The organism is Duganella aquatilis, from assembly GCF_009674565.1.
GTDB lineage: Bacteria > Pseudomonadota > Gammaproteobacteria > Burkholderiales > Burkholderiaceae_D > Rugamonas > Rugamonas aquatilis.
This window is the reverse complement of sequence record NZ_WKJL01000001.1, coordinates 554,268-575,637: the sequence shown is the minus strand read 5'-3', so window position 1 is coordinate 575,637 and position 21,370 is coordinate 554,268. Positions and strand designations below refer to the sequence as shown.

Genomic DNA, 21,370 nt, shown 5'->3' with positions numbered 1-21,370 from the left:
TATCCACCCGGGAGTCCATCATGTCCAAATTGATCCTTGCAGTGCTGTTTGCCGCCGCCTTGCCAGCCACCGCCGCCGACCTGACCATCCACATTGACGGCGTCGCCAGCGCGGAAGGCGACATCAAGGTTGCCATCTACAACTCGGCCGATACCTTCCTCGGCAAGCCGCTGCGCGGCGTGGCCGCACCTGCGCGGGCTGGCGCGGTCGAGCTGAAAGTGACGGACCTGCCGACCGGAGAATACGCCTTCGCCGTCTACCACGACGCCAACGGCAACGGCGAGATGGACCGCAACATGGTCGGACTGCCGACCGAGGACTACGCCTTCAGTAACAACGCCTTGGGCAAACGCGGCGCGCCGCGCTTCGAGGACGCCCGCATCGTGCTGCCGGAAAGCGGCGCCACCGCCACCGTCAACCTGCGCTGAACGGAGGCCGAGATGAGCAACCGCCGCCAATTCCTCAGCTTCGCCGCACTGGGCCTGGCTTCCTCGTCCGCCCTGGCGGACAGCCTGACCTACCAAGCTTTCCACCATGCGCTGGACAGCAATGCGCAACTGACCGCGTACGCCGACCACACCGGCGACGTCTCCGGCCAGGCCACGGTGCTGGGCCGCCTGCCGGCGGACCTGAACGGCGTCTTTTACCGCAACGGGCCGGGACGCTTTGAACTGGGCGGCGAACGCTATCACCACTGGTTCGACGGCGACGGCTTTGCGCAGCGCTGGCAGATCGGCGACGGCAAGGTCAGTCATATCGGCCGCTTCGTCGCCACGCAGAAGTTTGAAGAGGAGAGCAAGGCGGGGCGTTTCCTGTACCCGGCCTTCGGCACCCACATCGACCGCAAGGGAGTGAAGAACAACGACACCGTCAATGTCGCCAACACCAATCTGCTGCCGTTCAATGGCCGCGTGTATGCGCTGTGGGAGGGCGGTTCGGCCACCGAGGTCGATCCGCAAACGCTGGCTACGCGCGGCCTCAAGACCTGGCGCAGCGACTTGAAGGCCATGCCGTTTTCCGCCCATCCGAAAATGGATCCGGACGGCGGCCTGTGGAACTTCGGCACCGCGCCGGGCGCCAACCAGCTGGCGATTTACCGCCTGAACGCAGCCGGCGAGGTCACGCGCAACGCCATGATCGAGGTGCCGCATCTGAATATGGTGCACGACTTCGTGGTCAGCGGCCGCCACCTGATTTTCCTGATTGCCCCGTACGACCTGACCAGCGATGCCGACACCAGCTTCGCCGACCGCATGCACTGGAATCCTCAGCGTCCGCTGCGTGTGGTGGTGGTTGCCAAGGATACGCTGGCGCTGCGCCAGGTGTTCGAACTGCCTGCGCGTTCGGTTTTCCATCTCGGGAACGCCTACGAGGACGGCGCCTGCACCCGCCTGGACGCGGTACTGCACGAAGGCGACGCCTTGCGCAAGACCGGCCTGCCGATGCGCGGCCAGATGCGCATGGTGGCGGACAATCCCGCCAGCACGGTGCAGATCACACTGGATTACGCCAGCGGCCAGGCGCGCGAGGCGCGGCTGTTCGGCGTCAGCGAATTTCCGCGCGTGATGCCGCAGGTGGTGTCGGCGCGCCACCGCAAGCTGCTGGTACTGGGCGCCAGCGGCCGCGAACTGATACTCGATAGCGTCAACCTGCTCGACACCGACAGCGGCAAGGTGGATAGCTATGCCTTCGGCGCCGGCTGGCAGGTGGAGGAGCACGTGCTGGTGCCGCGCCGCGGCGCGCGCTCCGAAACCGATGGCTACGTGGTCGGCGTGGCGCAGGATACGCGCCGCAGCCAAAGCGTGCTGACGGTGTTTGATGCGCACAACATCAAGGCCGGTCCGATGGCGCTGGCGCGGTTGCCATATCGCGCGCCGGTTTGCTTTCATGGTAACTTTCAAGCATGACTGAACAAAAAAACGTGCCGGCGCTCGCGCATCCCCTGGAACTGATTCCGCTGTTCCGCCGCTGGCAGCCCTCCGCAGGCCGCAATATGCTGTACACCGTTGTCTGGAGCTGCGGCATGGCGCTCCTGTTCACCACGGTGGAGCTGGTGTTCTGGCCTGACAAGGCCAGCTTTTCCCAGGCCATATGGCCGATGCTGCTCATGTCGAACCTGATCGGCGCCATGATTCATTTCAGTTCGACGCTGTCCAACCGCCTGCTGCATGGCTGGCCGCGCCGCGCGCGTGGCCTGCCGCGCGTCCTGTTCAGCATGACGCTGATGGCGGTCAGCGTATTCTTCGGCGTCGCCCTCGGTAACATGATCCTGAACGGCACCGATCCCTTCCTGCTGCTGTTCAAGCGCGGGATGTGGCTGCAGATACTGATCGTGGCGGCGATTGTCGGCTTCCTGCTGTACCTGGTGCGCCTCGCCGCCGAACGGCGGGCCGCGCGCGCGGTGGCGGAAGCGCAGCAGAAGGAATTTGTCGCCGCCAGCGCGCGCATGCTGGCCGAGGCGCGGCTGCGCGCCTTGCAGGCGCAGATCGAGCCGCACTTCCTGTACAACACGCTGGCCAACGTGGTGAGCCTGATCGGCCCGCGTCCGGCCGAGGCGCAGCGCATGCTGGAGCGCTTCATCGACTACCTGCGCGCCAGCCTGGCGGCCAGCCGCAGCGAGGAGGCCACGCTGGCTTCCGAGGCGACGCTGATCGCGGCCTATCTCGATGTGCTGAAGGTGCGCATGGGCGACCGCCTGCGCTACCGCATCGACCTGCCGGACGAGCTGCGGCAGTTCAGGATCGCGCCGATGCTGCTGCAGCCGGTGGTGGAAAACTCCATCGCGCATGGCCTGGAGCCGAAGGTGGAGGGCGGCGAAATCGTCGTCAGCGCTCACGTCGAGAACGGGCAGGTCTGCGTACGCATCATCGACACCGGCGCAGGCCTGAACGAATCGGCGCCGCGCAAGCCGGGCGGCGGCGTCGGGCTGAGCAACCTGCGCGAACGCCTGGGCAGTTTGTACGGCAGCGCCGCCAAGGTAGAATTATTGGAAAATCAACCCTGCGGCATGACGGTACGCCTCATGCTGCCTTTGAATGCGAGTCCGACATCGAAACCATCCGTGCCCTGATTGCCGATGATGAAGCTCATCTGCGCGAATACCTGGAAAGCCAGCTGAAAACCGTGTGGCCGGAATTGCGCGTGGTCGCCCGCGCCGCCAACGGCATCGAGGCCTTGCGCATGATCGATGAGGAGGCGCCGGACGTGGTGTTCCTCGACATCCGCATGCCGGGCCTGACCGGGCTGGATGTCGCCGCCAAGCTGGTGGACAGCCCGAAGCCGCCGCACATCGTGTTCGTCACCGCCTACGACCAGTATGCGGTGGAGGCCTTCGAGCATTCGGCTGTGGACTACCTGCTGAAGCCCGCGAATATCGAAAGGCTGGAAAAGACGGTCGGCAAACTGAAGGCGCGTCTCAAGCCGTCATCGGGCGAGGCGGCGGTGCCGGCGGCGGCCTTGCAGGCCTTGCTGGCGCAGCTGACGGCAGGCGGTGTGCCCGCGCCGGCGCCGACAGCGGCGCCATTGCAGTGGATACGCGCCTCGCACGGCGAGGAGACGCGCTTGATCCCGATCGACGACGTGATTTACTTCCAGAGTAACGACAAATACACCAGCGTGTTCGTGGCGGATGGCGAGAGCCTGATACGCACGCCGATCAGCAAGCTGCGCGAGCAGCTCGATGAACAGCAGTTCTGGCAGATCCACCGCAGCGTGATCGTCGCCGCACGCCATGTGGCGGGCACGCGGCAGGACTTTCGCGGCCGCCTGATGGTGCAACTGAAGGGGCGCCCGGAACAGCTGGTCGTCAGCCGCAACTACGTGGATCTGTTCCGGGGCATGTGATTACTTGACGACGGGTTTGACCTTGGAGGCCGCCAGCTTGGCGTTGACGCGCGCGGTTTCCACGTCATCGGCGGTGGCCAGCGCCACGCCCATGCGGCGGCGCGCGAACGATTCCGGCTTGCCGAACAGGCGGATATCGCTGTTCGGCACGCGCAGCGCTTCCGCCACGCCTTCAAAGGCGATGCCTGCCGCTTCATGCTGGCCGTAGATCACGGCCGAAGCGCCCGGCGCCTTCAGCGCGACGTTGACCGGCAGGCCGAGGATGGCCTTGGCGTGCAGTTCGAACTCGCTCTGAACCTGGGTCGCCATGGTGACCATGCCGGTATCGTGCGGACGTGGGCTCACTTCCGAGAACCACACCATGTCTTCCTTGACGAACAGCTCGACGCCGAACAGGCCCAGGCCACCCAGGTCCGAGGTCACCTTGCCCGCGATGTCGCGCGCGCGTTCCAGCGCCACCGGGTCCATGCGGCATGGCTGCCACGATTCCACGTAGTCGCCTTGCACCTGCACGTGGCCGATCGGATCGCAGAACTGGGTGACGACCTGGCCGTCCGCGCCGAGCGAACGCACGGTCAGCAGCGTGATTTCGTAGTCGAAGTCGATGAAGCCTTCAACGATCACGCGGCCCGAATCCACGCGGCTGCCGGCGGCGGCGTAGTCCCAGGCGGCTTTCACTTCGGCGGCGCTGTCGATCTTCGACTGGCCTTTGCCCGACGACGACATCACCGGCTTGATCACGCATGGGAAACCGACGGCTTCAGCGCCGGCCTGCAGTTCTTCCAGGCTGCTGGCGAAGCGGTACGGCGACGTGGCGAGGCCCAGCGTTTCGGCGGCCAGGCGGCGGATGCCTTCGCGGTTCATGGTCAGCTGCGCGGCGCGCGCGGTCGGGATGCAGGTGATCTTGCCGGCTTTTTCCAGCTCCGCCAGTTTGTCGGTGGCGATGGCTTCGATTTCCGGCACCACCAGGTCAGGCTTTTCCTGTTCGATCAGCGCGGCCAGCGCGTCGCCGTCGGTCATGTTGATGACGTGGGCGCGGTGCGCCACCTGGTGGCCCGGCGCGTTCGGATAGCGGTCGACTGCGATCACTTCCACGCCCAGGCGCTGCAGCGCGATGATGACTTCCTTGCCAAGTTCACCGGAGCCGAGCAGCATGACTTTGGTGGCGGTAGGGGACAGGGGCGTGCCGAGAGTGCGTGGAGTGTTCATGGTTCGAATGGAAGTTAGAAGGAATAAACCAGGGTGACCGAGGTTTGCGTATCGGTGTTTTTCTTGTCGGCCGGGACGCTGGTGTCGTTGCGGATATTGAAGGCGGCCTTCATCTGCATGGTGCTGTTGATCTTGGTGCGCAGCGCCGTTTCCGCCATCGAGTGGATGTTGGAGGTGCCGCGTTCGACGATGACGTTCTGGCTGAACTGCGCGCTGTCGCTCAGTTTCCATTTCAGCAGCGCCGCGCCGCGCACGGTCGGGCCGTTTTCGGTTTCGCCTTCCGAGCGCACGCCGCGGAAGTAGCCAGGACCGATTTCCACGTCCAGCGTGTGGGTGTCCGACTGGTAGGTCTGGGTGCCGTAGCCGACGCCGATGGTCGAGTAGCGGGTATAGGCGCCGAAGCGGTCGTCGACGTGGGTGGCCAGCGCATACAGCTTGCCGTGGTCGTCGTGCAGCAGCTTGTAGCCGGCTTTGGCCGACAGCGAATAGCGCTGCGCCGAACGCTCGCGGACTTTTTCGCCGTCGTCGTTGGTGACTTCTTCATCCTTAAAGTATCCGGACAGGACGTACTCGTTGCTCCACTTGGGCAGCTCCTGCTTGGCGTCGATCTTGCCGGTCACCGAAGTACCGACCGTGTTGCCGGAGGTGGAAATGGCGCCCAGTTCAGCGGAGGTGTTCCAGCCGTGAGCGTTGACGGGGTCCATCGAGTCTGCGGCGGCATAGCCGTGGGCCAGCGCAAGCGCAGAAATAATCAGGAGAGATTTCATAGGCATAGAGAGGGATGCCGCGCGACGGCATCACAACTGTGTGATACGGAAGAAGGCGGTATTGTACCCGACATGGCGGACGCATGTCGCATTCCAGACGGGATGTGCGAGGCCGTACAGACGCACGGAGCGCGCGGGCCGATGATGAAGGCTCTTGTCAAAGGGGCATCGATCATGAAACTCATCCTGTGCGCGGCGTTGGCCGTGATGACCGGCATGGCCGGCGCTGCCGTCAACCGCTGCGTGGACGCCGAGGGGCATGTGCTGTTGACCGACACCGATTGCCCCGAAGGCAACCGCGTCGAAAATTTCATCGAGCACGTGCCGGTTGCGATGACGTCTTCCGCGCCTGCAGTGCAGGCGCCGCGCAGCCGTTGGGCCGACCTGCCGCGCCCCCTGGCGCGCAAGACGGTCAGTACGGATGTAGCCACCTTGCAGGCCGCTCGTCAAAGCCTGCAGATGCAGGACGAACTGCACAAGCAGCGCCGGCTTCTCAGCTCGCGTTGATATAGTCTTCAAGTCCCGCCGCCAACGCGGTGTAGACCGCCGCGCAGGCCGGATTGCCGCGCAGGTTTTCGTGCATGGCAAGCCAGGTATCCATGGCGATGTTCAGCAGGTCCGGCGCGATGCGCACCAGGTTTGGATCGCGCGCCGCCAGTCGCACCTGGCAGATGCCGATGCCCAGTCCCGCGCGGATGGCGGCCAGATGGACCAGGTCACTGTCGCTGCGCAGCGCATAGGCGTTGTTTGCCAGCCCACCCAGCAAGGGTTGCAGCTTGCGCGTAAACGCCGTTTCCGTGTCGATGCCGATCAGCGTGTGCCTGCTCATCTCGTCCCAGGTGTGCGGCGTGCCGTGGCGCTCCAGATAGCTGCGGTGCGCATGAAAGCCCAGTTCAATGTTGCCGACGCGTCGCGCCACCAGCACATCCTGTTCCGGGCGCTGCATGCGAACGGCGATATCGGCGTCGCGCCGCAGCAGGTTTTCTATGCGGTTCGATACCGCCAGTTCGATGGTGACGCCCGGATGGCTGTCGCGCAGCCGCGCCAGTATCGGCGGCAGCACTTCCACGCTGACTACTTCGCTGGCCGTGACGCGCACCGTGCCCGTGATGTGGGCGTCCGCGCCACGACCCATGCCGGAGGCGGCGCGCAGCAGGGCTGCGGAAGCGGAGGACAGTGTTTCGGCATAGGGTTGCAGCGCGTGGGCGGCCTCGGTGGCGATGAAGCCGGCTTGCGAGCGGGTGAACAGCGACAGGCCGAGCGCCTGTTCCAGCGCGTCGATGTGGCGGCCGACGGTCGGCTGCGTCAGTCCCAGCGCCCGCGCGGCGCCGGACAGCGAGCCTTCCCGCAGCACCGACAGGAAGGAACGGTATAAATCCCAGTTTGGTTCGGCAAGAGTCATACGAAATTGTATAGCGGCTATGCAGCTTTCGGTAATTTTCTTTTAGCTCGCACGAGGCCACACTCTGTCCATCAACTCAACCGGGGAACGACATGGACAAAGTGGCATTGGTATTGGGCGCTACAGGCGGCATCGGTGGCGAAGTGGCGCGTGTGTTGCTGGCGCGCGGCTGGACGGTGAAGGCGCTGCACCGCTCACCGGATCGCGCGGCGAAACCGGGCGATGGCCTGCAATGGATCGCCGGCGACGCCATGCGCCGCGAGGACGTGGTCGGCGCCGCGCAGGGCGTGCAGCTGATTGTGCATGCCGTGAATCCGCCGGGTTATCGCAACTGGGGTGAGCTGGTGCTGCCGATGTTGGAGAACACCATGGCCGCCGCCCGCGCTGCCGGCGCGCGCATTCTGCTGCCGGGGACTGTCTACAATTACGGACCGGATGCGTACCTGCACATCACCGAAGACTCACCCCAACGGCCGCTGACGCGCAAGGGCGCCATCCGCGCGGAGATGGAACGGCGTCTGAAGGACTCCGGCCTGCCGGTGCTGGTTGTGCGGGCGGGCGACTTCTTCGGACCGGATGCCGGCAACAACTGGTTCGCGCAAGGGCTGGTCAAGCCCGGCAAGCCGGTGACGTCGATCAGCAATCCCGGCGCGCCGGGTGTCGGCCATCAATGGGCGTATCTGCCGGATGTGGCGGAAACCATGATGCGCTTGCTGGAGCGCGGTGATGCGCTGCCGCTGTTCGCCTGCTATCACATGCAAGGCCACTGGGACGCGGACGGCACGCAAATGGCGGCGGCCATCGCCCGCGCGGTCGGCACGCCGGGGTTAAAGGCCGGCGCATTCCCCTGGTGGCTGACGACGGTGGCGGCGCCATTCGTGACGGTGTTCCGCGAATTGCGCGAGATGCGCTACCTGTGGCGGCATCCGGTGCGCATGTCCAACGCCCGCCTGCGCGCAACGCTGGGCAGCGAACCGCATACGCCGCTGGACGAGGCGGTGCGCCGCACCTTGCAGGGCCAGGGTTGCCTGCGCGCCGACGCACCCGCGCGCGTCGTCCGCAACGCCTAGGTCAGCGTGATGCCTGCCAGGCCGGCGAGGCCCAATGTGCCGGCGGCTACGGCCAGCGGTGCAATGCGGCGCGGCCAGTAAGGCAGCAGTGTGGCGGGAAGCAGCGCGCCGATGGTCAGCATGCCGATCCAGGCGACAACGCCTGCGCCGCCGCCCCACAGCAGCACGCACGGCACAATCGCCGCCACGAGCAGCAGCGTGCCCGCGACACGCAGCAGGTAGCGCTTGCGTACCGGCGTGTCGTCGCCGTAGACCTGCCGATGATGGCGGTCGATCGCCAGCGAAAACGCCGCCATGCCGGCGAAGCACAGACCGAAAGCGGTCAGGACGATAGCGGCGTAACTCATAGCGCAGGCTTTCTCATGGTGGTTGCGGTGGACGGCCGGCGTTGCCCCACTCGCAGCGCGGCGGTGGCGAGCAGGGCGCCGCAAGCGATGGCGGTCAATTCGACGGCTGCGCGCTCAATGTCGCGCTGCGCCAGATAGCTCAGCAGATGCTGGCCGGTCGTGAGCACGTTCAGCAGCGGCAGCAGGACGCAAAGCGCCGCACCGGCCCACAACTGTTCGCGCCATGCCTGCGCTGTCGGACGCAAGGCGGCATGCAGCAACGCCGCCAGCCACACGCCGAAGAATGCCATCACTTCGCGGTCATGGCGCCCGGCCAGTTCCAGCGGCAGCAGCCGATTGGACCACAGGAAGCCGACGCACGCCAGCGACAGGCCGGCGACGGTTGCCACGTTCAGCACATCGATCACCCGATACACGCGCGGCGTGGCGGCGCCAAACTCGTTTAGCGACTTCTGGCGGCGCTTGACCATGAACAGCACTGCGCCGGTGGCCATCATCGCGGTCCCTGACATGCCGGCCACGAAGTAGATCCAGCGGATCACCGAACCGGCGAAATGCAGGCGATGCAGCTCGTCCAGCGTCGCCATGGTGGCGCGGGCGCCATTGGGCGGCGCGCGGTGGGGCATTTCGGTTTCCAGCAGTGCGCCGCTGACGCCATCAAACTTCATCACGCCGCGCTTGCTCAGCAGCTTGCCTTCCTGCGTGTCCGGCGAGGTGGTGCTGTAGACCTGCACCGTCATCGCCGCGTCGCCGGGATGGTTGACCACTACCGCGTAGGCCGGGCTGTGGAAGGTGGCTTCCGCAATGTGGACCAGCGGGTCCAGCGGCGTCAGCTCGCCGTGCCGGCCGGACGGCCTGCTTTCCGGCCCGTACTCGCGCACGTTTGCGGCTTCGCCGGTGCGCAGTTGCTGGGCCCATGGAATGGCTGGCATATACGTGCTCCAGCTGATCGCCAGCCCGCTGTAGACAATCGTGAACAGGAAGGGCAAGGTCAGCACGCCGGCCAGGTTGTGCGCATCCAGCCATGAACGCTGGCCCTTGGCGGGACGGAAGGTGAAGAAGTCCTTGAAGATGCGCTTGTGCGTGATAACGCCGGAAATCAGCGCCACCAGCATCGCCGCCGATGCCGCGCCAACGATCCACAGGCCGGTGGTCCCGGCATGCAGCGCATGGTGGAACTCGACGAAGTGCATGCCGCCCAGCGTGTCGCGCACGGCGCCGACTTGTTCCGGCAGCGCCGCGCCGGTGGCGGAAGAGAGATGGGCGTCCTGATAGTAGCCATGCTCATTCAGCCAGAACACCTGGAACTCGTCTTCGCCGGCACGTGGCCACAGTTCCCACATCTTGCTGTTGGCGGCATGCTGCGCAAGATAATCCAGGCCGTGCCTGAGCTGCTGCGCATGATCCAGCGGGCCGGAAAACGGTGGTTCCACGTGCTCATGCACCTGCTCCGGCCGCATCCAGTCGGAAATCGGATCGACGAACACGCTCAGGGTGCCGGTCAGGAAAATGGCGAAAGCCAGCCAGCACACCCACAATCCGGTCCAGGTGTGCAGCCACGCCATGCGCTGGCGCAGGCCGCCGGTCATGACGACGCTCCCGCCACGACGGCCAGCACGGCAAAGCTGAAGCTCGCGCCCAGCAATCCGGCCCAGGCACGGCGCGCGCTGTGCGTGGCAAACGCCCAGATGATGGCCGGCGCATACAGCGCCAACCCAAGCAGCGCGCCGCCCAGCATGGCGTCGCTGCCCGGACCATACAGCGCCGACAGCAGTGCGCCGGCGCTGGAGGCAAACAGGTAACCGCCAATGATGGCGGCGGCGATGCGGTTCATGGCGATCCCCGGATCAGCGGAAGCGGTAGTTCAGCGACACCGTGACATTGCGCGGATCGCCGTAGTAGTTGCCCCAGCCGGACGAGTAATAGGTCTTATCCAGTACGTTGTTGATGTTGACCGTGGCCGAAAGCTGTTTGCTGATGCGATAGCGCGCCATCAGCGCCATCAGCGCATAGCTGTTTTGTGTGAAGCGTTCGCCGTTCGGGCCCGCGCCGTCCTGATAGATGTCCGCCTGCCAGTTGACGCCACCGCCGACGGTCAGGCCGTTGCCGACGTTGGCCAGGTCGTAGGTGGTCCACAGCTTGAAGTTGTTCAGCGGCTGGCTGGTTTGCAGGCGATTGCCCTGCGCATCGGCGATGCGCGAATGGGCGTAACCGGCCGTCAGCTGCCAGCCGCGCTGAAGCTGGCCCGATACTTCCAGTTCGAATCCCTTGGCCGTGGCGCCCTTGACGGTGTGGTAGGCGTTGGAGCCATCGGGCAGCACCAGCTGGTCGGCATCCATTTCGGCCAGGTTATCCTGGCGCATGTGAAATACCGAAAGACTGGCGCTCAGCAGACCGTCAATCAGGTCGCCCTTGATGCCGACTTCCGCGTTGTTGCCTTCCAGTGGATTGATGACGCGGTTGTTGCGGTCGCGGTAGGTCTGCGGCGAGAAGATGCCGGTGTAGCTGGCGTACGCCGACCACTGGGGATTCAGCGTGTAGACCACGCCGGCGTATGGCGTAATCTTGCCGTTCTTTTCAAATTCGTCGGTCACGGCCGGCGAACCCCAAGTCAGGCTCTCGGTATCGCGCTTCCAGTTGGAGACGCGCGCGCCGAGGATCACCGACAGGTCGTCCGTCGGGCGCAGGCGGATCGACGCATAGCCGGCCAGCGTCTTTTCCTTTTCGGTGTAGCTGCCGCTGATGGTGCCGACGTAGTTCGGCGTCGGCGAGTTGCCGTTCCAGGTGAAGAAGTTCGGCACGGTGGCGTCGTAGCCGGGCAGAATCCAGGCCGGATAGCTTGGGCCGGTGTTCTTCATGTCCGACGCGCTCAGGCCAACCACCACTTCATGTTTGCGGCCGAAAGCTTCGAACGGGCCGTTGACGGCCGCGTCGATGCTGTACTGTTCGGGCTTGCTGTTCCATTTGGTCTGCCACAGGGACAGGCCGGCGCCGGTCTGCCTGTCGAGCGAGCCGCGTCCCGCGTAGCCTTGCACCGCGTCGTATTTGTTGGCGGCGTAGTTCAGCGCGATCTTCGCCGTCCAGTCGTTGGCGAAGTAATGTTCCAGCGTGGCGAAGGCCAGGCCTTGCTTGCGGAGGTAGTAGCTGGAGCTGGAGGCGCTGTTGACCGAGCGCGGAAAATCGGTCTTGGCGCCGTCGCTGTAGAAGGCGGCGAAGCCACGGCTGGCACTATCAAGCTTTTCATTCTGGTAGCTGAAGCCCGCGCTGAGCAGCGTGGACGGATCGAGATCCGCTTCAACGATGCTGTAGAACAGTTCCTTGTCCTGATGGTAGCGGTCAACGAAGGAATCGGCGTTCTGCTGCGCCACTACCACGCGGCCGCGCACATGCTTGTCGTCGCTCAGCGGCGCCGAGATGTCGGCCTGGACGCGGTACTTGTCCCAGCTGCCGCCCTGGATTTCGGCTTCCGCCTGCAGTTCGCGCGTAGGGCGCTTGCGCACCAGATTGATGGCGGCGGCCGGGCTGCCGTTACCGCCCATCAGGCCTGCGGCGCCGCGCACGACTTCGATGCGTTCATAGATGGCGGCGTCGAAGCCGGCCGGTTCCACCAGCTTGGTGGTCGGGATGCCGTCGAACATATAGGTGTCGATGGCGAAGCCGCGCGAGAACAGCTGGTCGTTTTCGCGACTGGAGGAGGCGTGTTCCAGCGTGATGCCGGTGGTCTGGCCGACGACGTCCTGCAGGGTTTCCAGGTTCTGGTCGGCGATGCGCTGCGAGCTCATGACGCTGATGGCCTGCGGCGTTTCGCGGATCGACAGTTCCAGGCCCGTGGCGCCGGTGCTGCGCGCCTGGCCCGGTGCGCCATCGGTCACACCGTGCACTTCGACCTGCGCCAGCGTGGCGGCAGTCGCGCCGCTGGCGGTGGCTGCCGCGCTATCCGGTGCGGGCGCCGCCTGTTTTTGTAGCGTCAGCGTGCCGTCGGTGCGGGCGACCAGCGCCAGACCGCTGCCGGCCAGCAGGCGTTCCAGCGCGGCGCGCGGCGTGTAGCTGCCTTGCAGGGCAGGGCTGTTCAGGCCAGTGGTCAACGCCGGATCGAACGACAGCGCAATGCCGGCGCCGACCGCGACGCCGGACAGCGTGCGGGCCAGCGGGCCGGCCGGCAGCTGATAGGTCTGCTGCGCTGTAGCCGGCGCATCGGCAGCGATGGCGGCGTGGCCTGCGGCCAGCGTTATGCTGAACAGGGCGATGCGGATGGCGCGCGTGAGACGGCGTTCGGAAGGGCTAAAACGGTGGGCTGGCATTGCGGTGACTTCCTTTCGATGGCGGATAGAGGTTTCTGTCTCTATGCCAGCCGACCCGGAAAAAAGTATCAGCCCGATGCAAAATATTTTTCAGGCCCGCGCGATCAGCGTAATCCAGTAGCCTTGCAGGCGCTGGACGGCGTCGATCGGATAGGTGGACACCAGCATGTCCAGCGTGCGCTCGCTGTCGCCGATGGGGAAGGCGCCGGAGACGCGCAGCGCCGCCACCGCCGGCTCCACGCGCACCAGGCCATGGCGATAGCGCGTCAGTTCGGCTACCAGTTCGTCAAGGCGCATCTGGTCGGCCAGCAGCATGCCGCTGGTCCAGGCAGTCATGGCCGGGTCGGTGGCCTGGATCGGCGCGATATGGCGTTTGTTGAAGCGGGTCTGGCTGCCGGCGTCGATCACCAGCGCTTCGTCGGCGGCGCAGGCCGGTGTGATGCGCACCGCGCCTTCCAGCACGGCGAGGCTGGTGCTGCATTCGTGGCGGCGCACGTTGAACAGGGTGCCCAGCGGCTGCATCGTGCCTTCCGGCGTGTTGACCCGCAGCGGGCGCGCGTCCCGCTGGTGGCTGCTGCGGACCAGGATTTCGCCGTTGCGCAGGGCGATCAGGCGTTCGGCGGCAGTGTAGCGGACGTCGATGGCGCTGGCCGTGTTGAGCGTCACACTGGCGCCGTCGGCCAGCGTCACTGTGCGGCGCTCGCCGACGGCGGTGTGGATATCGGCCGTCCAGGGCTGCGACTGCGCGTAACGCCAGCCTCCCCAGGTCACCGGCGCGGCCAGCATCAGCGCGACGATGCGTGTAATCGCCGCCCGGCGCGAGGCGCCCGGCGCGCGGTTCAGCACCGGCATCGCCAGTTCCGGCGGCAGCGTACCGAATTTATTCAGCAGGCATTCAGCGCGTTCCCAGGCCAGCGCGTGCTGCGGATCGCTGGCGCGCCATTGTTCGCAGGCGTCGCGGTCTTCGCTGGTGGCGCCGTCCTGGAGGCGCACCAGCCATTCAGCTGCCTGTTCCAGCGCGGCGGCCGACACGCGCGCGTTCAAGCCGCGTCCTCCATCGCCAGCAGGCATTGCAGGAAGGCTTGCTTCATATAGCGCTTGATGGTGACGAGGGACATGCCCAGTTGCGCGGCGATGTCGGCATAGCCCATGCCGTCCAGCTGCGCCATCAGGAAGGTTTGCTTGACCTTGGGCGGCAGCGCATCCAGCATGGCGTCGATTTCGTGCAGCGTTTCGAGGATCAGCAAACGCTGTTCCGGCGAGATGGCCGTCGGTTCGGGCAGGATGGCCAGTGCTTCCAGATAGGCGCGTTCCAGCGCCTGGCGCTGATACCAGTTGACCAGGATGCCCTTGGCGACCGTGGTCAAGAAGGCGCGTGGCTCGTTCAGCGCGGCCAGGTCGGCGCGGCCCAGAATGCGGGTAAAGGTGTCTTGAGCCAGGTCGTCCGCATCATTGGCGTTGCCCAGCTTGACGCACAGCCAGCGGTGCAGCCAGGAGTGGTGGCTGCTGTACAAGGCTGTGAAGTGGGAATGAGGAACGGCGGCTGTCATTTGTGAGAATAGGAATTATTCTCATTCATTCTACATGAGGCGGACAGCCGCCGCAAGCCGGATTCGCCGCTAGCCGAACTACATGCGCGGTTCGCCGGTCTGGCTGTTGACGGCGATGGTGTTGCCCGGAGGAGCGCTCATCTGCAAGCGGTGCTGGACGCCGCGGTAGTTATAGCTCACGTCCCAATATTCCGGTTTCTGGTTGCTGACGTTTTCGCAGCGGCGCACGTCGCGCGTCGAGACGTTGTTCTGATTGGCGACGTTGTTGCCGATGGCCGCGCCGGCAATGGCGCCGCCGGCGGTGGCGACCTGGCGGCCGGTGCCGCCGCCAACCTGGTGACCCAGGATGCCGCCGATCAAAGCGCCGGCGATCACACCACCGGCGTTAGCACGCGGCGGTTCGCTGACCTGCTGGCGTTCGACCCAGCAGCGCTGCTCGGGCGAGCCGACCACCGCGTGCACTTCGCTGACCGGCACGTCGACAATGCGCTCACTCGGACGGCGGCGCCATTCGTAGCTTGGCTGGGCGATGGGCGGTGGCGCTTCGTTTTCATAGCGGTCGCGCGGTTTGACCGGGCGTACCGACGAGATGCGGTCATTCATCCCCATGCCGCGCAGCGACTCGTAGCTGCCTTTGCGCAGCACCATGCATTGACCACGGAAGTTGGCGTCCGAGCAGACTTCCCACTGGCCGCGATCGACCACCACCGACGAGGCGCGATCGTTGAAGCCATTGCGCGACAGGTCGCGCACCGTATTATTGGCGCTGTAGGCGCGGCCGCGCCAGCCTTCGCCCTCATAGAAAGTGATTTGCGCAAACGCTTGCGAGGCCAGGCCCATTGCGGCGGCAGCCACGGCGATCTTCATGGTCTTGTTCATTGTCTTCTCCTGATTGGATGAAGTTTAAGCATGAACTGTTTCCGCGCGGCGCTCTGTACGCAAGCGCACCATGTCACGGTTCGACCGAGTGGGCGCGTTTCAGGCAGCGCAGCACGAAGGTCGAGCGGCTGTGTTTCAGGCCGGGGAGTTTGTACAGCTTCTTGCGCAGGAATTCCTCGTAGCCCGCGGTGCCGGCCACGGCGACCTTGATCAGGTAGTCGTAGTCGCCGGTCAGCAGGTGGGCTTCCATCACCTCCGGCAGCTTGGCCAGGGCCTGACCGAATTTCTCGAAGATGTCGTCGTCGTGGCGGTCCAGCGTGACTTCGATGATGACGGTGTCGGGATATCCCAGCGCGGTCTGGCTGAGCAGCGCGGCGTAGCCTTCGATCATGCCGCCTTCTTCCAGCGCGCGCACGCGGTTCCAGCACGGCGTGGTGGAGAGGCCGACTTTTTCGGCCAGCTTGGTGTTACTCAGGCGGCCATCCAGGCGCAATTCGCGCAGGATGCGGCGGTCGATGTCGTCGATTTCCATGGAATGCTACCTATAAAGATGAATATTCCACGTATTTTAGCTTGCGCAGGATAGTCTGCTATAAATATGGGAATTTCACATAAATTAAGGAAGCCTATTTTTCGCGTTTCTGGCTATTCTGTGAGCATGGACACGACACAAAAAAGCTACCGCTTCTGCATCGAACCCGATGCGCCCATCGCCACGTTGGAAGCGGCGTTACAGGTGGTGCGGCGGCTGGATATTGAACTGCGCGGGCTGCGCACCACCGCCACGCCGGGCGGCATGGAGGTGCGCATGCATCTAGCGGCGCAGGAGGAGGATATTCTGACCTTATGCCGCATGCGGCTGCACAACCTCATCGGCATTCTGCCCATACGCGAAATGCCGGTGCTGGTTGTTTCCCGCACCGACGCCGGAGCTATGCCTGACGTGGCGGCAGGTAGGCGGAGGTTCGCTCCAGGATAATCTCACTGTTGCTGCGATGTGCCACGCGGTGCAGCGACAGCTTGCCCGATTGCGCATGCAGATTCGCGTCTTCCCGTACTTCCAGTGCAAGACCGAGCTCCTTCGCGTAGTTTTTGGCGGACGACAGCGCGACGATCACCCAATCGCCGGTTCGCGCCGAGCGCAGTCCCTGGAACGGCATGCTGACCGAGACCAGCGACAGCGACTGCCGCTCGAACATGGCCACCATCTCGCGCAGCAGTTCGAGCCGATCGTTTTCGATTCGCCGCAGCGCGTCCAGATTGCGCTGGGCTTCGCCGATCTGTCGTTCCTCATTGGCGATGTGCCGCACGCATTCGCTGAGCGCGCCACGCAGCGCCACATGCTGATGCCGCAATTGATTGCACAGGTAGGCCGTGTATAGCGTCGCCATGCCCAGCAACATGGCCGGCGCCGTCTGCGCGCGCAGCAGATAGGCAGAGGCGGCGCCCGCACAGATGGCCGCCAAGCCAGCCATCAACTTGCGGCCGACCGTAGTTTTTTGGATTCCCAGATGTGCATTCCGGTGCTGTGCTTGTGCCAATGCCCGTTGAGCGCTGGCCTGCAGATTACGGTATTCGGCGGCGCTGGTGTACTCGGGCAGTGGACTCCAGGTCAGCACCCGGTCGCTGGCGTGCAGGGATGTGGTGCGCGCCGTCCACACCAGCTTCATGCCGACCGGCGCATGCCATGTATGGCTGGTGCGCGAATTGGCGCTACGGTAGCGAAACACTGGCTTGCCTGCTTCCACGCTGGCGCCGGCGGATACCAGGAAGCTGATTTCCAATGCGTCCTGCATGTGCAGGCTTAGCGCCGCCGCCTCAAGCACATAGACTGGCGACGCGGCGTCGTTTGGCGCATTCAGCGCCACGCTGGATACATAGCTGGCTGCCAGGTTTTGCAGTTCGCGCATCTGGCGCCGTACCGCATCGCGACAGGCATACACGCGGCGCCACAGGCGGGCGTCGGCGGACAGGTCGCGGGTATTGCGCGGGGCGAGTCCCAGGCGCTTGGCCATGGCCGTTTCCGATGCCGTTACCCCGGTGATGACGGAACCGACACGCTGATGCATGTCGCGGATCAGGCCATCCACCGCCTCGCGATTCTTTTCGAAGGCGGGATCGTTGTAGACACCTTCGATAATAGGCGGATGGCAGTTGAATGCGCGATCCAGGCTGGCCAGCGCACCGTCTGCCTGGTTTGCCATCGACAGCTGGCGCGCCAGCTCGAAGTGGGTTTGCGCATACCATCCGGCCTGTTCGACCGCAGCCCTGGCGTAGTCGATGGCCAGGGCATGGTCGTAGTCGGCGCTGGCGCGCGCGGCCAGCACCAGCGACGCGGCGGCGCGCAGCGATTGCTCCGTCTTGGCGTAGATGCGGGCGGCGCGATCGGCCAGGGTGACCGCCTCCAGCGCGGACTTCCTGCGGCCGCCGCTGACCAGCACCCGCGCCAGCCATTCGGCGGCGGCAGGATCGAGCGGACGCAGATCGACGGCGCAACGCAGGTGGCGTTCAGCGATGCGGCGCTCGCCGATTTGCAGCGCGAAGCGGGCTTCCTTCATTTGTTCATAAGCTTCCAGTGCGCGCGGTTGGGACAGCGCGTCCACCGTCGAATCGATGGCCAGCGGCGCCAGCATGGAAGCCAGTTCGGACATCGGCTGCTGGCGCAGATTCTGCAGGCGCTGCAGTTCGGCATTAGCCTCTTCACCGCTGGCGTAGTCCAGATCGTCGTCGCCCTGGCCCGCTTCCTGAAATTTCAGTTCGAGAAGCGTGCGCAAGATGTCGTTGAAAATCGCGCTCGCCAGTTCAGCCCACGCCTGTTCCTCCTGAGGACGCACATGTTCCGCCGTACGATGGTTGCGCTGCACCTCCTGGCGAAACTGTTCCTGCGCCGCATCCTGCACCATGCCCGGAACAGCTTGGACGAAGTAGGGCAGCACGCGGGCGTCGCTGTCGGCGTCCTGCGAGGCGCGGTATTCGAGATGGGTATGACTGAGTTCATGCCCTTCGGCCAGGGGGCCATAGGAGTCGCCCAGTATCAGCACTACCAGCTCCGCATGTTTGATCAGGCCGACGCAGAATTCGGGAGGCGGGCGATCGTCGGCGCCGTTGTCGTCAAGTTCGATGACATGCAGCTCGACTTCGCGGAGTTTATGCGCCAGCAGCTTCCGCAAGCCGGAGAATTCGCTGAATCGGGAAGAAATAAACACCGATGTCTTCTGTATCGTCAAAGTCTGACTCCGCTGGAAATTTACAATAAATAAATTCTTTATGAACTTATTTATTGTATCAGGGAAATAAATTACTTGCGAATAGAGTAAAATTTCTTTTGATGAAACTCAAGGAGCCACACTATGACGCAGCACCCGCTTTGTTTTGTACTGATGCCATTTGGCGAAAAAAACACCAGGGATGGCCGCCTCATCAATTTCGACCTCGTCTATGACAAAATCATTGCCCCCGCCATTGTGGCGGCCGGCCTGGAGCCGCTGCGGGCCGATCATGAAATGGTCGATGGCGTTATCCATAAGCCGATGTTTGAACGGTTGGTGCTGTGCCCCTACGCTGTGGCCGATCTGACGACGGCTAATCCGAATGTGTTCTATGAGCTGGGTGTGCGGCACGCGGCCAAGGCGGCCAGCACGGCGCTGATTTTCGCCAAGGACCACTGCGCCGACATGCCGTTCGATGTACGGCCGCTGCGCGGTCTGCCATATAGCCTGGACCAGCGCGGCTTGCCCTGCCGCGTGGATGAGGATGTGACCAGGCTGCGCGACCGCCTGTTGGCGGCGCGCCAACAGGCGGTCGACAGTCCGCTGTACCAGATGGTGGAGGGCTATCCGGATCCGCATGAAGTCAAGACCGATACCTTCCGCAGCCGGGTTGCCTATTCGGCCAAAATGAAAGAGCGTTTGAAGCAGGCTCGCAAGCAAGGCCTGGCGGCGCTGCAAGCGGTTGAAGACGCCCTGGCTGGAAAAATTGGCGGTTTGCCGGATGTGGAAGGCGGCGTGATGATCGATCTGTTGTTGTCCTATCGCGCACTGGAGGCATGGCAGCCGATGGTGGGTTTGATCGCGGAAATGGCAAGACCGTTGGCGGAGTCGTTGCTGGTGCAGCAGCAACTGGCTTTCGCCTTGAACCGTGCCGGCGACAGTGACCGCGCCGAACAGGTGCTGCTCGGGTTGATCGCGCAGCATGGCCCGGCCAGCGAAACGCTGGGATTGCTGGGGCGCGTCTACAAGGACCGTTGGGCAGCAGCGGTGCAGGCCGGCGAGGAGTGCGAGGCGCGCGGCGCATTGGGAAAAGCCGTCGACACCTATCTGCGCGGCTTTGAGTGCGACTGGCGTGACGCTTATCCAGGCATTAACGCGTTGACGCTGATGGAGTTGCGCGATCCGGAGGATACGCGTCGCGAGCAGTTGATGCCGGTGGTGCGCTATGCGGTGGAGCGCCGCATAGCCTCGGGCCAGGCCGGGTATTGGGACTACGCCACCCGGCTGGAGCTGGCGGTGGTGATGCGTGACGCGCGGACAGCGCAGCAGGCCATGGAGAATGCGCTGGCCGAAGCGCGCGACCCATGGAATCTGAAATCAACGCTGGCCAATCTGGTCGCGCTGCAAGCCGCACGCGCGCAGCGCGGCGAACCGCATGCATGGCTGGAGGCGATTATCGGCACGCTGGCGCGCCGCGCAGGTGTCGCGGCCGCTCAGGCTGTGACGTAGGTGTATTTGATCAGGAACACGACGGCGATCACCCACACCACCGGCTTGACCTGGCGCGCCTGGCCGGTCAGCAGTTTCAGGCCGGCGTAGGTGATGAAGCCGAAGGCGATACCGTGCGCGATGGAGTAGGTGAACGGGATCACCAGCGCGGTAATCGCGGCCGGGACGCTTTCGGTGGTGTCGCTCCAGTCGACGTCGACCAGGTCGCGCAGCATCAGGCAGGCGACGAACAGCAGCGCCGGCGCCGTGGCGTAGGCCGGCACTACACCGGCGATCGGCGCGAAGAACAAAGCCGCCAGGAACAACACCGCCACCGTCACCGCAGTCAGGCCGGTACGGCCGCCGGCCTGCACGCCAGCCGCGCTTTCCAGGTAGGCGGTGGTGCTGGAAGTGCCGAGCATGGAGCCGGCGACGATGGCGCAACTGTCGGCCAGCAGCGCCTTGTTCAGGCGCTGCATGCGGCCATTCACCAGCAGGCCCGCACGCGAGGCAACGCCCATCAGCGTGCCGGTGGCGTCGAACAATTCAACCAGGAAGAACACCAGTACCACATTGAACAGGCCCAGATTCAGCGCGCCTTGCAGGTCCAGGTGCAGCAAGGTCGGCGCGATCGACGGCGGCAGCGAGACGAAGCCATGGAAGGTATTCCCGCCGAAGAAAAAGCTCAAAACCGTGACGGCGACGATGCCGATCAACAGCGCGCCCGGCACCTTCAGGCGGTCCAGCGTGACGATCAGCAGGAAGCCGAAGATGGCCATGATGGTGTGCGGATTGTGCATGTCGCCCACGCGCACCAGCGTTTCGGGATTGGCCACCACCAGGCCGGCGCTCTTCATCGCGATCAGCGCCAGGAACAGGCCCAGGCCGACGGTGATCGCCACTCTCAGCGAATGCGGTATGCCGTTGACGATATGTTCGCGCACCTTGAACAGGCTGACGATGATGAACAGGCAGCCGGAAATGAACACCGCGCCCAGCGCGGACTGCCACGGCACGCCCATGCCCAGCACCACGGCGTAGGCGAAGTAGGCGTTCAGTCCCATGCCCGGCGCCATGCCGATCGGGTAGTTGGCGTACAGCCCCATGATGATGGTGCCCAGCGCGGCGGCCAGGCAGGTGGCGACGAATACGGCGTCCTTCGGCACGCCGGCGTCGCCCAGGATCGCGGGATTGACGAAGATGATGTACGCCATCGTCAGGAAGGTGGTGACCCCGGCCACAACCTCGGTCCGGACGTTGCTGCCGTGTTCAGCGAGCTTGAAAAATTGTTGAAGTGACGGCATG

The 21,370-nt window shown here is 64.6% G+C and carries 21 protein-coding genes; 8 read left to right on the top strand and 13 right to left on the bottom strand.

Translation table 11 applies throughout. The features are described 5' to 3' along the window. Positions 1-20 precede the first annotated feature (20 nt). Genes GJ698_RS02705 through GJ698_RS02690 form a run of 4 tightly spaced genes read left to right on the top strand, consistent with a single transcriptional unit; the run spans position 21 to position 3,843 of the window. Positions 21-428 carry a DUF2141 domain-containing protein gene (locus GJ698_RS02705; protein WP_154356026.1) on the top strand — a complete coding sequence of 136 codons (408 nt, stop codon included), beginning with the start codon at positions 21-23 and terminating at the stop codon, positions 426-428. Between the two features lie 12 nt (positions 429-440). Further along, positions 441-1,907 carry a carotenoid oxygenase family protein gene (locus tag GJ698_RS02700; protein WP_154356025.1) on the top strand — a complete coding sequence of 489 codons (1,467 nt, stop codon included), beginning with the start codon at positions 441-443 and terminating at the stop codon, positions 1,905-1,907. Then, positions 1,904-3,070 carry a sensor histidine kinase gene (locus GJ698_RS02695; RefSeq protein WP_154356024.1) on the top strand — a complete coding sequence of 389 codons (1,167 nt, stop codon included), beginning with the start codon at positions 1,904-1,906 and terminating at the stop codon, positions 3,068-3,070. The genes GJ698_RS02700 and GJ698_RS02695 overlap by 4 nt, the downstream gene beginning before the upstream one ends. A gap of 44 nt (positions 3,071-3,114) precedes the next feature. Next, positions 3,115-3,843, top strand: a complete 729-nt coding sequence (locus GJ698_RS02690; protein WP_229259829.1) for a LytR/AlgR family response regulator transcription factor — start codon at positions 3,115-3,117, stop codon at positions 3,841-3,843. Here GJ698_RS02690 and purT read toward each other — a convergent pair whose 3' ends face one another. Both purT and GJ698_RS02680 read right to left on the bottom strand, forming a co-directional pair. Next, positions 3,844-5,052, bottom strand: a complete 1,209-nt coding sequence (purT, locus tag GJ698_RS02685) for a formate-dependent phosphoribosylglycinamide formyltransferase (protein WP_154356023.1) — start codon at positions 5,050-5,052, stop codon at positions 3,844-3,846. It lies immediately after the preceding gene. Positions 5,053-5,066: 14 nt separating this feature from the next. Further along, a complete protein-coding gene (locus tag GJ698_RS02680; RefSeq protein WP_154356022.1) occupies positions 5,067-5,819 on the bottom strand; it encodes a DUF481 domain-containing protein in 753 nt (250 codons plus the stop codon). A gap of 174 nt (positions 5,820-5,993) precedes the next feature. Here GJ698_RS02680 and GJ698_RS02675 point away from each other — a divergent pair, with 174 nt between their 5' ends. Next, a complete protein-coding gene (locus GJ698_RS02675; RefSeq protein WP_229259798.1) occupies positions 5,994-6,326 on the top strand; it encodes a DUF4124 domain-containing protein in 333 nt (110 codons plus the stop codon). Here the strand turns inward: GJ698_RS02675 and GJ698_RS02670 are convergent. Then, on the bottom strand, positions 6,313-7,221 hold the full coding sequence (locus tag GJ698_RS02670; RefSeq protein ID WP_154356021.1) for a LysR family transcriptional regulator: 909 nt from the start codon (positions 7,219-7,221) through the stop codon (positions 6,313-6,315). The two genes, GJ698_RS02675 and GJ698_RS02670, sit on opposite strands and share 14 nt — an antisense overlap. A gap of 92 nt (positions 7,222-7,313) precedes the next feature. Here GJ698_RS02670 and GJ698_RS02665 point away from each other — a divergent pair, with 92 nt between their 5' ends. Beyond that, positions 7,314-8,291, top strand: a complete 978-nt coding sequence (locus GJ698_RS02665) for an NAD(P)H-binding protein (protein WP_154356020.1) — start codon at positions 7,314-7,316, stop codon at positions 8,289-8,291. Here GJ698_RS02665 and GJ698_RS02660 read toward each other — a convergent pair. The 8 genes from GJ698_RS02660 to GJ698_RS02625 all read right to left on the bottom strand — a co-directional run bounded on the left by GJ698_RS02660 (position 8,288) and on the right by GJ698_RS02625 (position 15,900). After that, the gene (locus GJ698_RS02660; protein WP_154356019.1) at positions 8,288-8,638 is read right to left on the bottom strand and encodes a DUF3325 domain-containing protein; all 351 of its coding nucleotides are present in this window, start codon (positions 8,636-8,638) and stop codon (positions 8,288-8,290) included. The two genes, GJ698_RS02665 and GJ698_RS02660, sit on opposite strands and share 4 nt — an antisense overlap. Next, the gene (locus GJ698_RS02655) at positions 8,635-10,227 is read right to left on the bottom strand and encodes a PepSY-associated TM helix domain-containing protein (RefSeq protein ID WP_154356018.1); all 1,593 of its coding nucleotides are present in this window, start codon (positions 10,225-10,227) and stop codon (positions 8,635-8,637) included. The genes GJ698_RS02660 and GJ698_RS02655 overlap by 4 nt, the downstream gene beginning before the upstream one ends. Continuing rightward, positions 10,224-10,472: a DUF3649 domain-containing protein gene (locus tag GJ698_RS02650; RefSeq protein WP_154356017.1), complete on the bottom strand. Its 249-nt coding sequence runs from the start codon at positions 10,470-10,472 to the stop codon at positions 10,224-10,226. The genes GJ698_RS02655 and GJ698_RS02650 overlap by 4 nt, the downstream gene beginning before the upstream one ends. A 13-nt stretch (positions 10,473-10,485) precedes the next feature. Beyond that, positions 10,486-12,939 carry a TonB-dependent siderophore receptor gene (locus GJ698_RS02645; RefSeq protein ID WP_154356016.1) on the bottom strand — a complete coding sequence of 818 codons (2,454 nt, stop codon included), beginning with the start codon at positions 12,937-12,939 and terminating at the stop codon, positions 10,486-10,488. A gap of 90 nt (positions 12,940-13,029) precedes the next feature. After that, on the bottom strand, positions 13,030-13,983 hold the full coding sequence (locus GJ698_RS02640) for a FecR domain-containing protein (protein WP_229259797.1): 954 nt from the start codon (positions 13,981-13,983) through the stop codon (positions 13,030-13,032). Then, positions 13,980-14,489: a sigma-70 family RNA polymerase sigma factor gene (locus GJ698_RS02635; protein WP_154356014.1), complete on the bottom strand. Its 510-nt coding sequence runs from the start codon at positions 14,487-14,489 to the stop codon at positions 13,980-13,982. Before GJ698_RS02635 ends, GJ698_RS02640 begins: the two co-directional genes overlap by 4 nt. Positions 14,490-14,567: 78 nt before the next feature. After that, complete coding sequence (locus GJ698_RS02630; protein ID WP_154356013.1) at positions 14,568-15,368, bottom strand: beta/gamma crystallin-related protein; 801 nt, start codon at positions 15,366-15,368, stop codon at positions 14,568-14,570. A 73-nt stretch (positions 15,369-15,441) separates the two neighbouring features. Next, positions 15,442-15,900, bottom strand: coding sequence for an Lrp/AsnC family transcriptional regulator (locus tag GJ698_RS02625; RefSeq protein WP_154356012.1), 459 nt, complete (start codon positions 15,898-15,900; stop codon positions 15,442-15,444). 126 nt (positions 15,901-16,026) lie between these two features. Here GJ698_RS02625 and GJ698_RS02620 point away from each other — a divergent pair, with 126 nt between their 5' ends. Further along, positions 16,027-16,347 carry a hypothetical protein gene (locus GJ698_RS02620; protein ID WP_154356011.1) on the top strand — a complete coding sequence of 107 codons (321 nt, stop codon included), beginning with the start codon at positions 16,027-16,029 and terminating at the stop codon, positions 16,345-16,347. Here the strand turns inward: GJ698_RS02620 and GJ698_RS02615 are convergent. After that, a complete protein-coding gene (locus GJ698_RS02615; RefSeq protein WP_166454789.1) occupies positions 16,301-18,574 on the bottom strand; it encodes a DUF4062 domain-containing protein in 2,274 nt (757 codons plus the stop codon). The genes GJ698_RS02620 and GJ698_RS02615 overlap by 47 nt on opposite strands. A gap of 144 nt (positions 18,575-18,718) precedes the next feature. On the opposite strand from GJ698_RS02615, the gene GJ698_RS02610 reads away from it, so the two are divergent. Beyond that, the gene (locus tag GJ698_RS02610) at positions 18,719-20,086 is read left to right on the top strand and encodes a TRAFs-binding domain-containing protein (RefSeq protein WP_154356009.1); all 1,368 of its coding nucleotides are present in this window, start codon (positions 18,719-18,721) and stop codon (positions 20,084-20,086) included. On the opposite strand, the gene GJ698_RS02605 is transcribed toward GJ698_RS02610, so the two are convergent. Further along, positions 20,071-21,369: an NCS2 family permease gene (locus GJ698_RS02605; protein ID WP_154356008.1), complete on the bottom strand. Its 1,299-nt coding sequence runs from the start codon at positions 21,367-21,369 to the stop codon at positions 20,071-20,073. The genes GJ698_RS02610 and GJ698_RS02605 overlap by 16 nt on opposite strands. Position 21,370 lies beyond the last annotated feature (1 nt).

Excerpts from the sequence above, each read along its gene's own strand:
- GJ698_RS02705 (WP_154356026.1), top strand. The coding sequence starts at position 21 with ATGTCCAAATTGATCCTTGCAGTGCTGTTTGCCGCCGCCTTGCCAGCC.
- GJ698_RS02700 (WP_154356025.1), top strand. The coding sequence starts at position 441 with ATGAGCAACCGCCGCCAATTCCTCAGCTTCGCCGCACTGGGCCTGGCT.
- GJ698_RS02695 (WP_154356024.1), top strand. The coding sequence starts at position 1,904 with ATGACTGAACAAAAAAACGTGCCGGCGCTCGCGCATCCCCTGGAACTG.
- purT (WP_154356023.1), bottom strand. The coding sequence starts at position 5,052 with ATGAACACTCCACGCACTCTCGGCACGCCCCTGTCCCCTACCGCCACC.
- GJ698_RS02680 (WP_154356022.1), bottom strand. The coding sequence starts at position 5,819 with ATGAAATCTCTCCTGATTATTTCTGCGCTTGCGCTGGCCCACGGCTAT.
- GJ698_RS02675 (WP_229259798.1), top strand. The coding sequence starts at position 5,994 with ATGAAACTCATCCTGTGCGCGGCGTTGGCCGTGATGACCGGCATGGCC.
- GJ698_RS02670 (WP_154356021.1), bottom strand. The coding sequence starts at position 7,221 with ATGACTCTTGCCGAACCAAACTGGGATTTATACCGTTCCTTCCTGTCG.
- GJ698_RS02665 (WP_154356020.1), top strand. The coding sequence starts at position 7,314 with ATGGACAAAGTGGCATTGGTATTGGGCGCTACAGGCGGCATCGGTGGC.
- GJ698_RS02660 (WP_154356019.1), bottom strand. The coding sequence starts at position 8,638 with ATGAGTTACGCCGCTATCGTCCTGACCGCTTTCGGTCTGTGCTTCGCC.
- GJ698_RS02655 (WP_154356018.1), bottom strand. The coding sequence starts at position 10,227 with ATGACCGGCGGCCTGCGCCAGCGCATGGCGTGGCTGCACACCTGGACC.
- GJ698_RS02650 (WP_154356017.1), bottom strand. The coding sequence starts at position 10,472 with ATGAACCGCATCGCCGCCGCCATCATTGGCGGTTACCTGTTTGCCTCC.
- GJ698_RS02645 (WP_154356016.1), bottom strand. The coding sequence starts at position 12,939 with ATGCCAGCCCACCGTTTTAGCCCTTCCGAACGCCGTCTCACGCGCGCC.
- GJ698_RS02635 (WP_154356014.1), bottom strand. The coding sequence starts at position 14,489 with ATGACAGCCGCCGTTCCTCATTCCCACTTCACAGCCTTGTACAGCAGC.
- GJ698_RS02630 (WP_154356013.1), bottom strand. The coding sequence starts at position 15,368 with ATGAACAAGACCATGAAGATCGCCGTGGCTGCCGCCGCAATGGGCCTG.
- GJ698_RS02625 (WP_154356012.1), bottom strand. The coding sequence starts at position 15,900 with ATGGAAATCGACGACATCGACCGCCGCATCCTGCGCGAATTGCGCCTG.
- GJ698_RS02620 (WP_154356011.1), top strand. The coding sequence starts at position 16,027 with ATGGACACGACACAAAAAAGCTACCGCTTCTGCATCGAACCCGATGCG.
- GJ698_RS02610 (WP_154356009.1), top strand. The coding sequence starts at position 18,719 with ATGACGCAGCACCCGCTTTGTTTTGTACTGATGCCATTTGGCGAAAAA.
- GJ698_RS02605 (WP_154356008.1), bottom strand. The coding sequence starts at position 21,369 with ATGCCGTCACTTCAACAATTTTTCAAGCTCGCTGAACACGGCAGCAAC.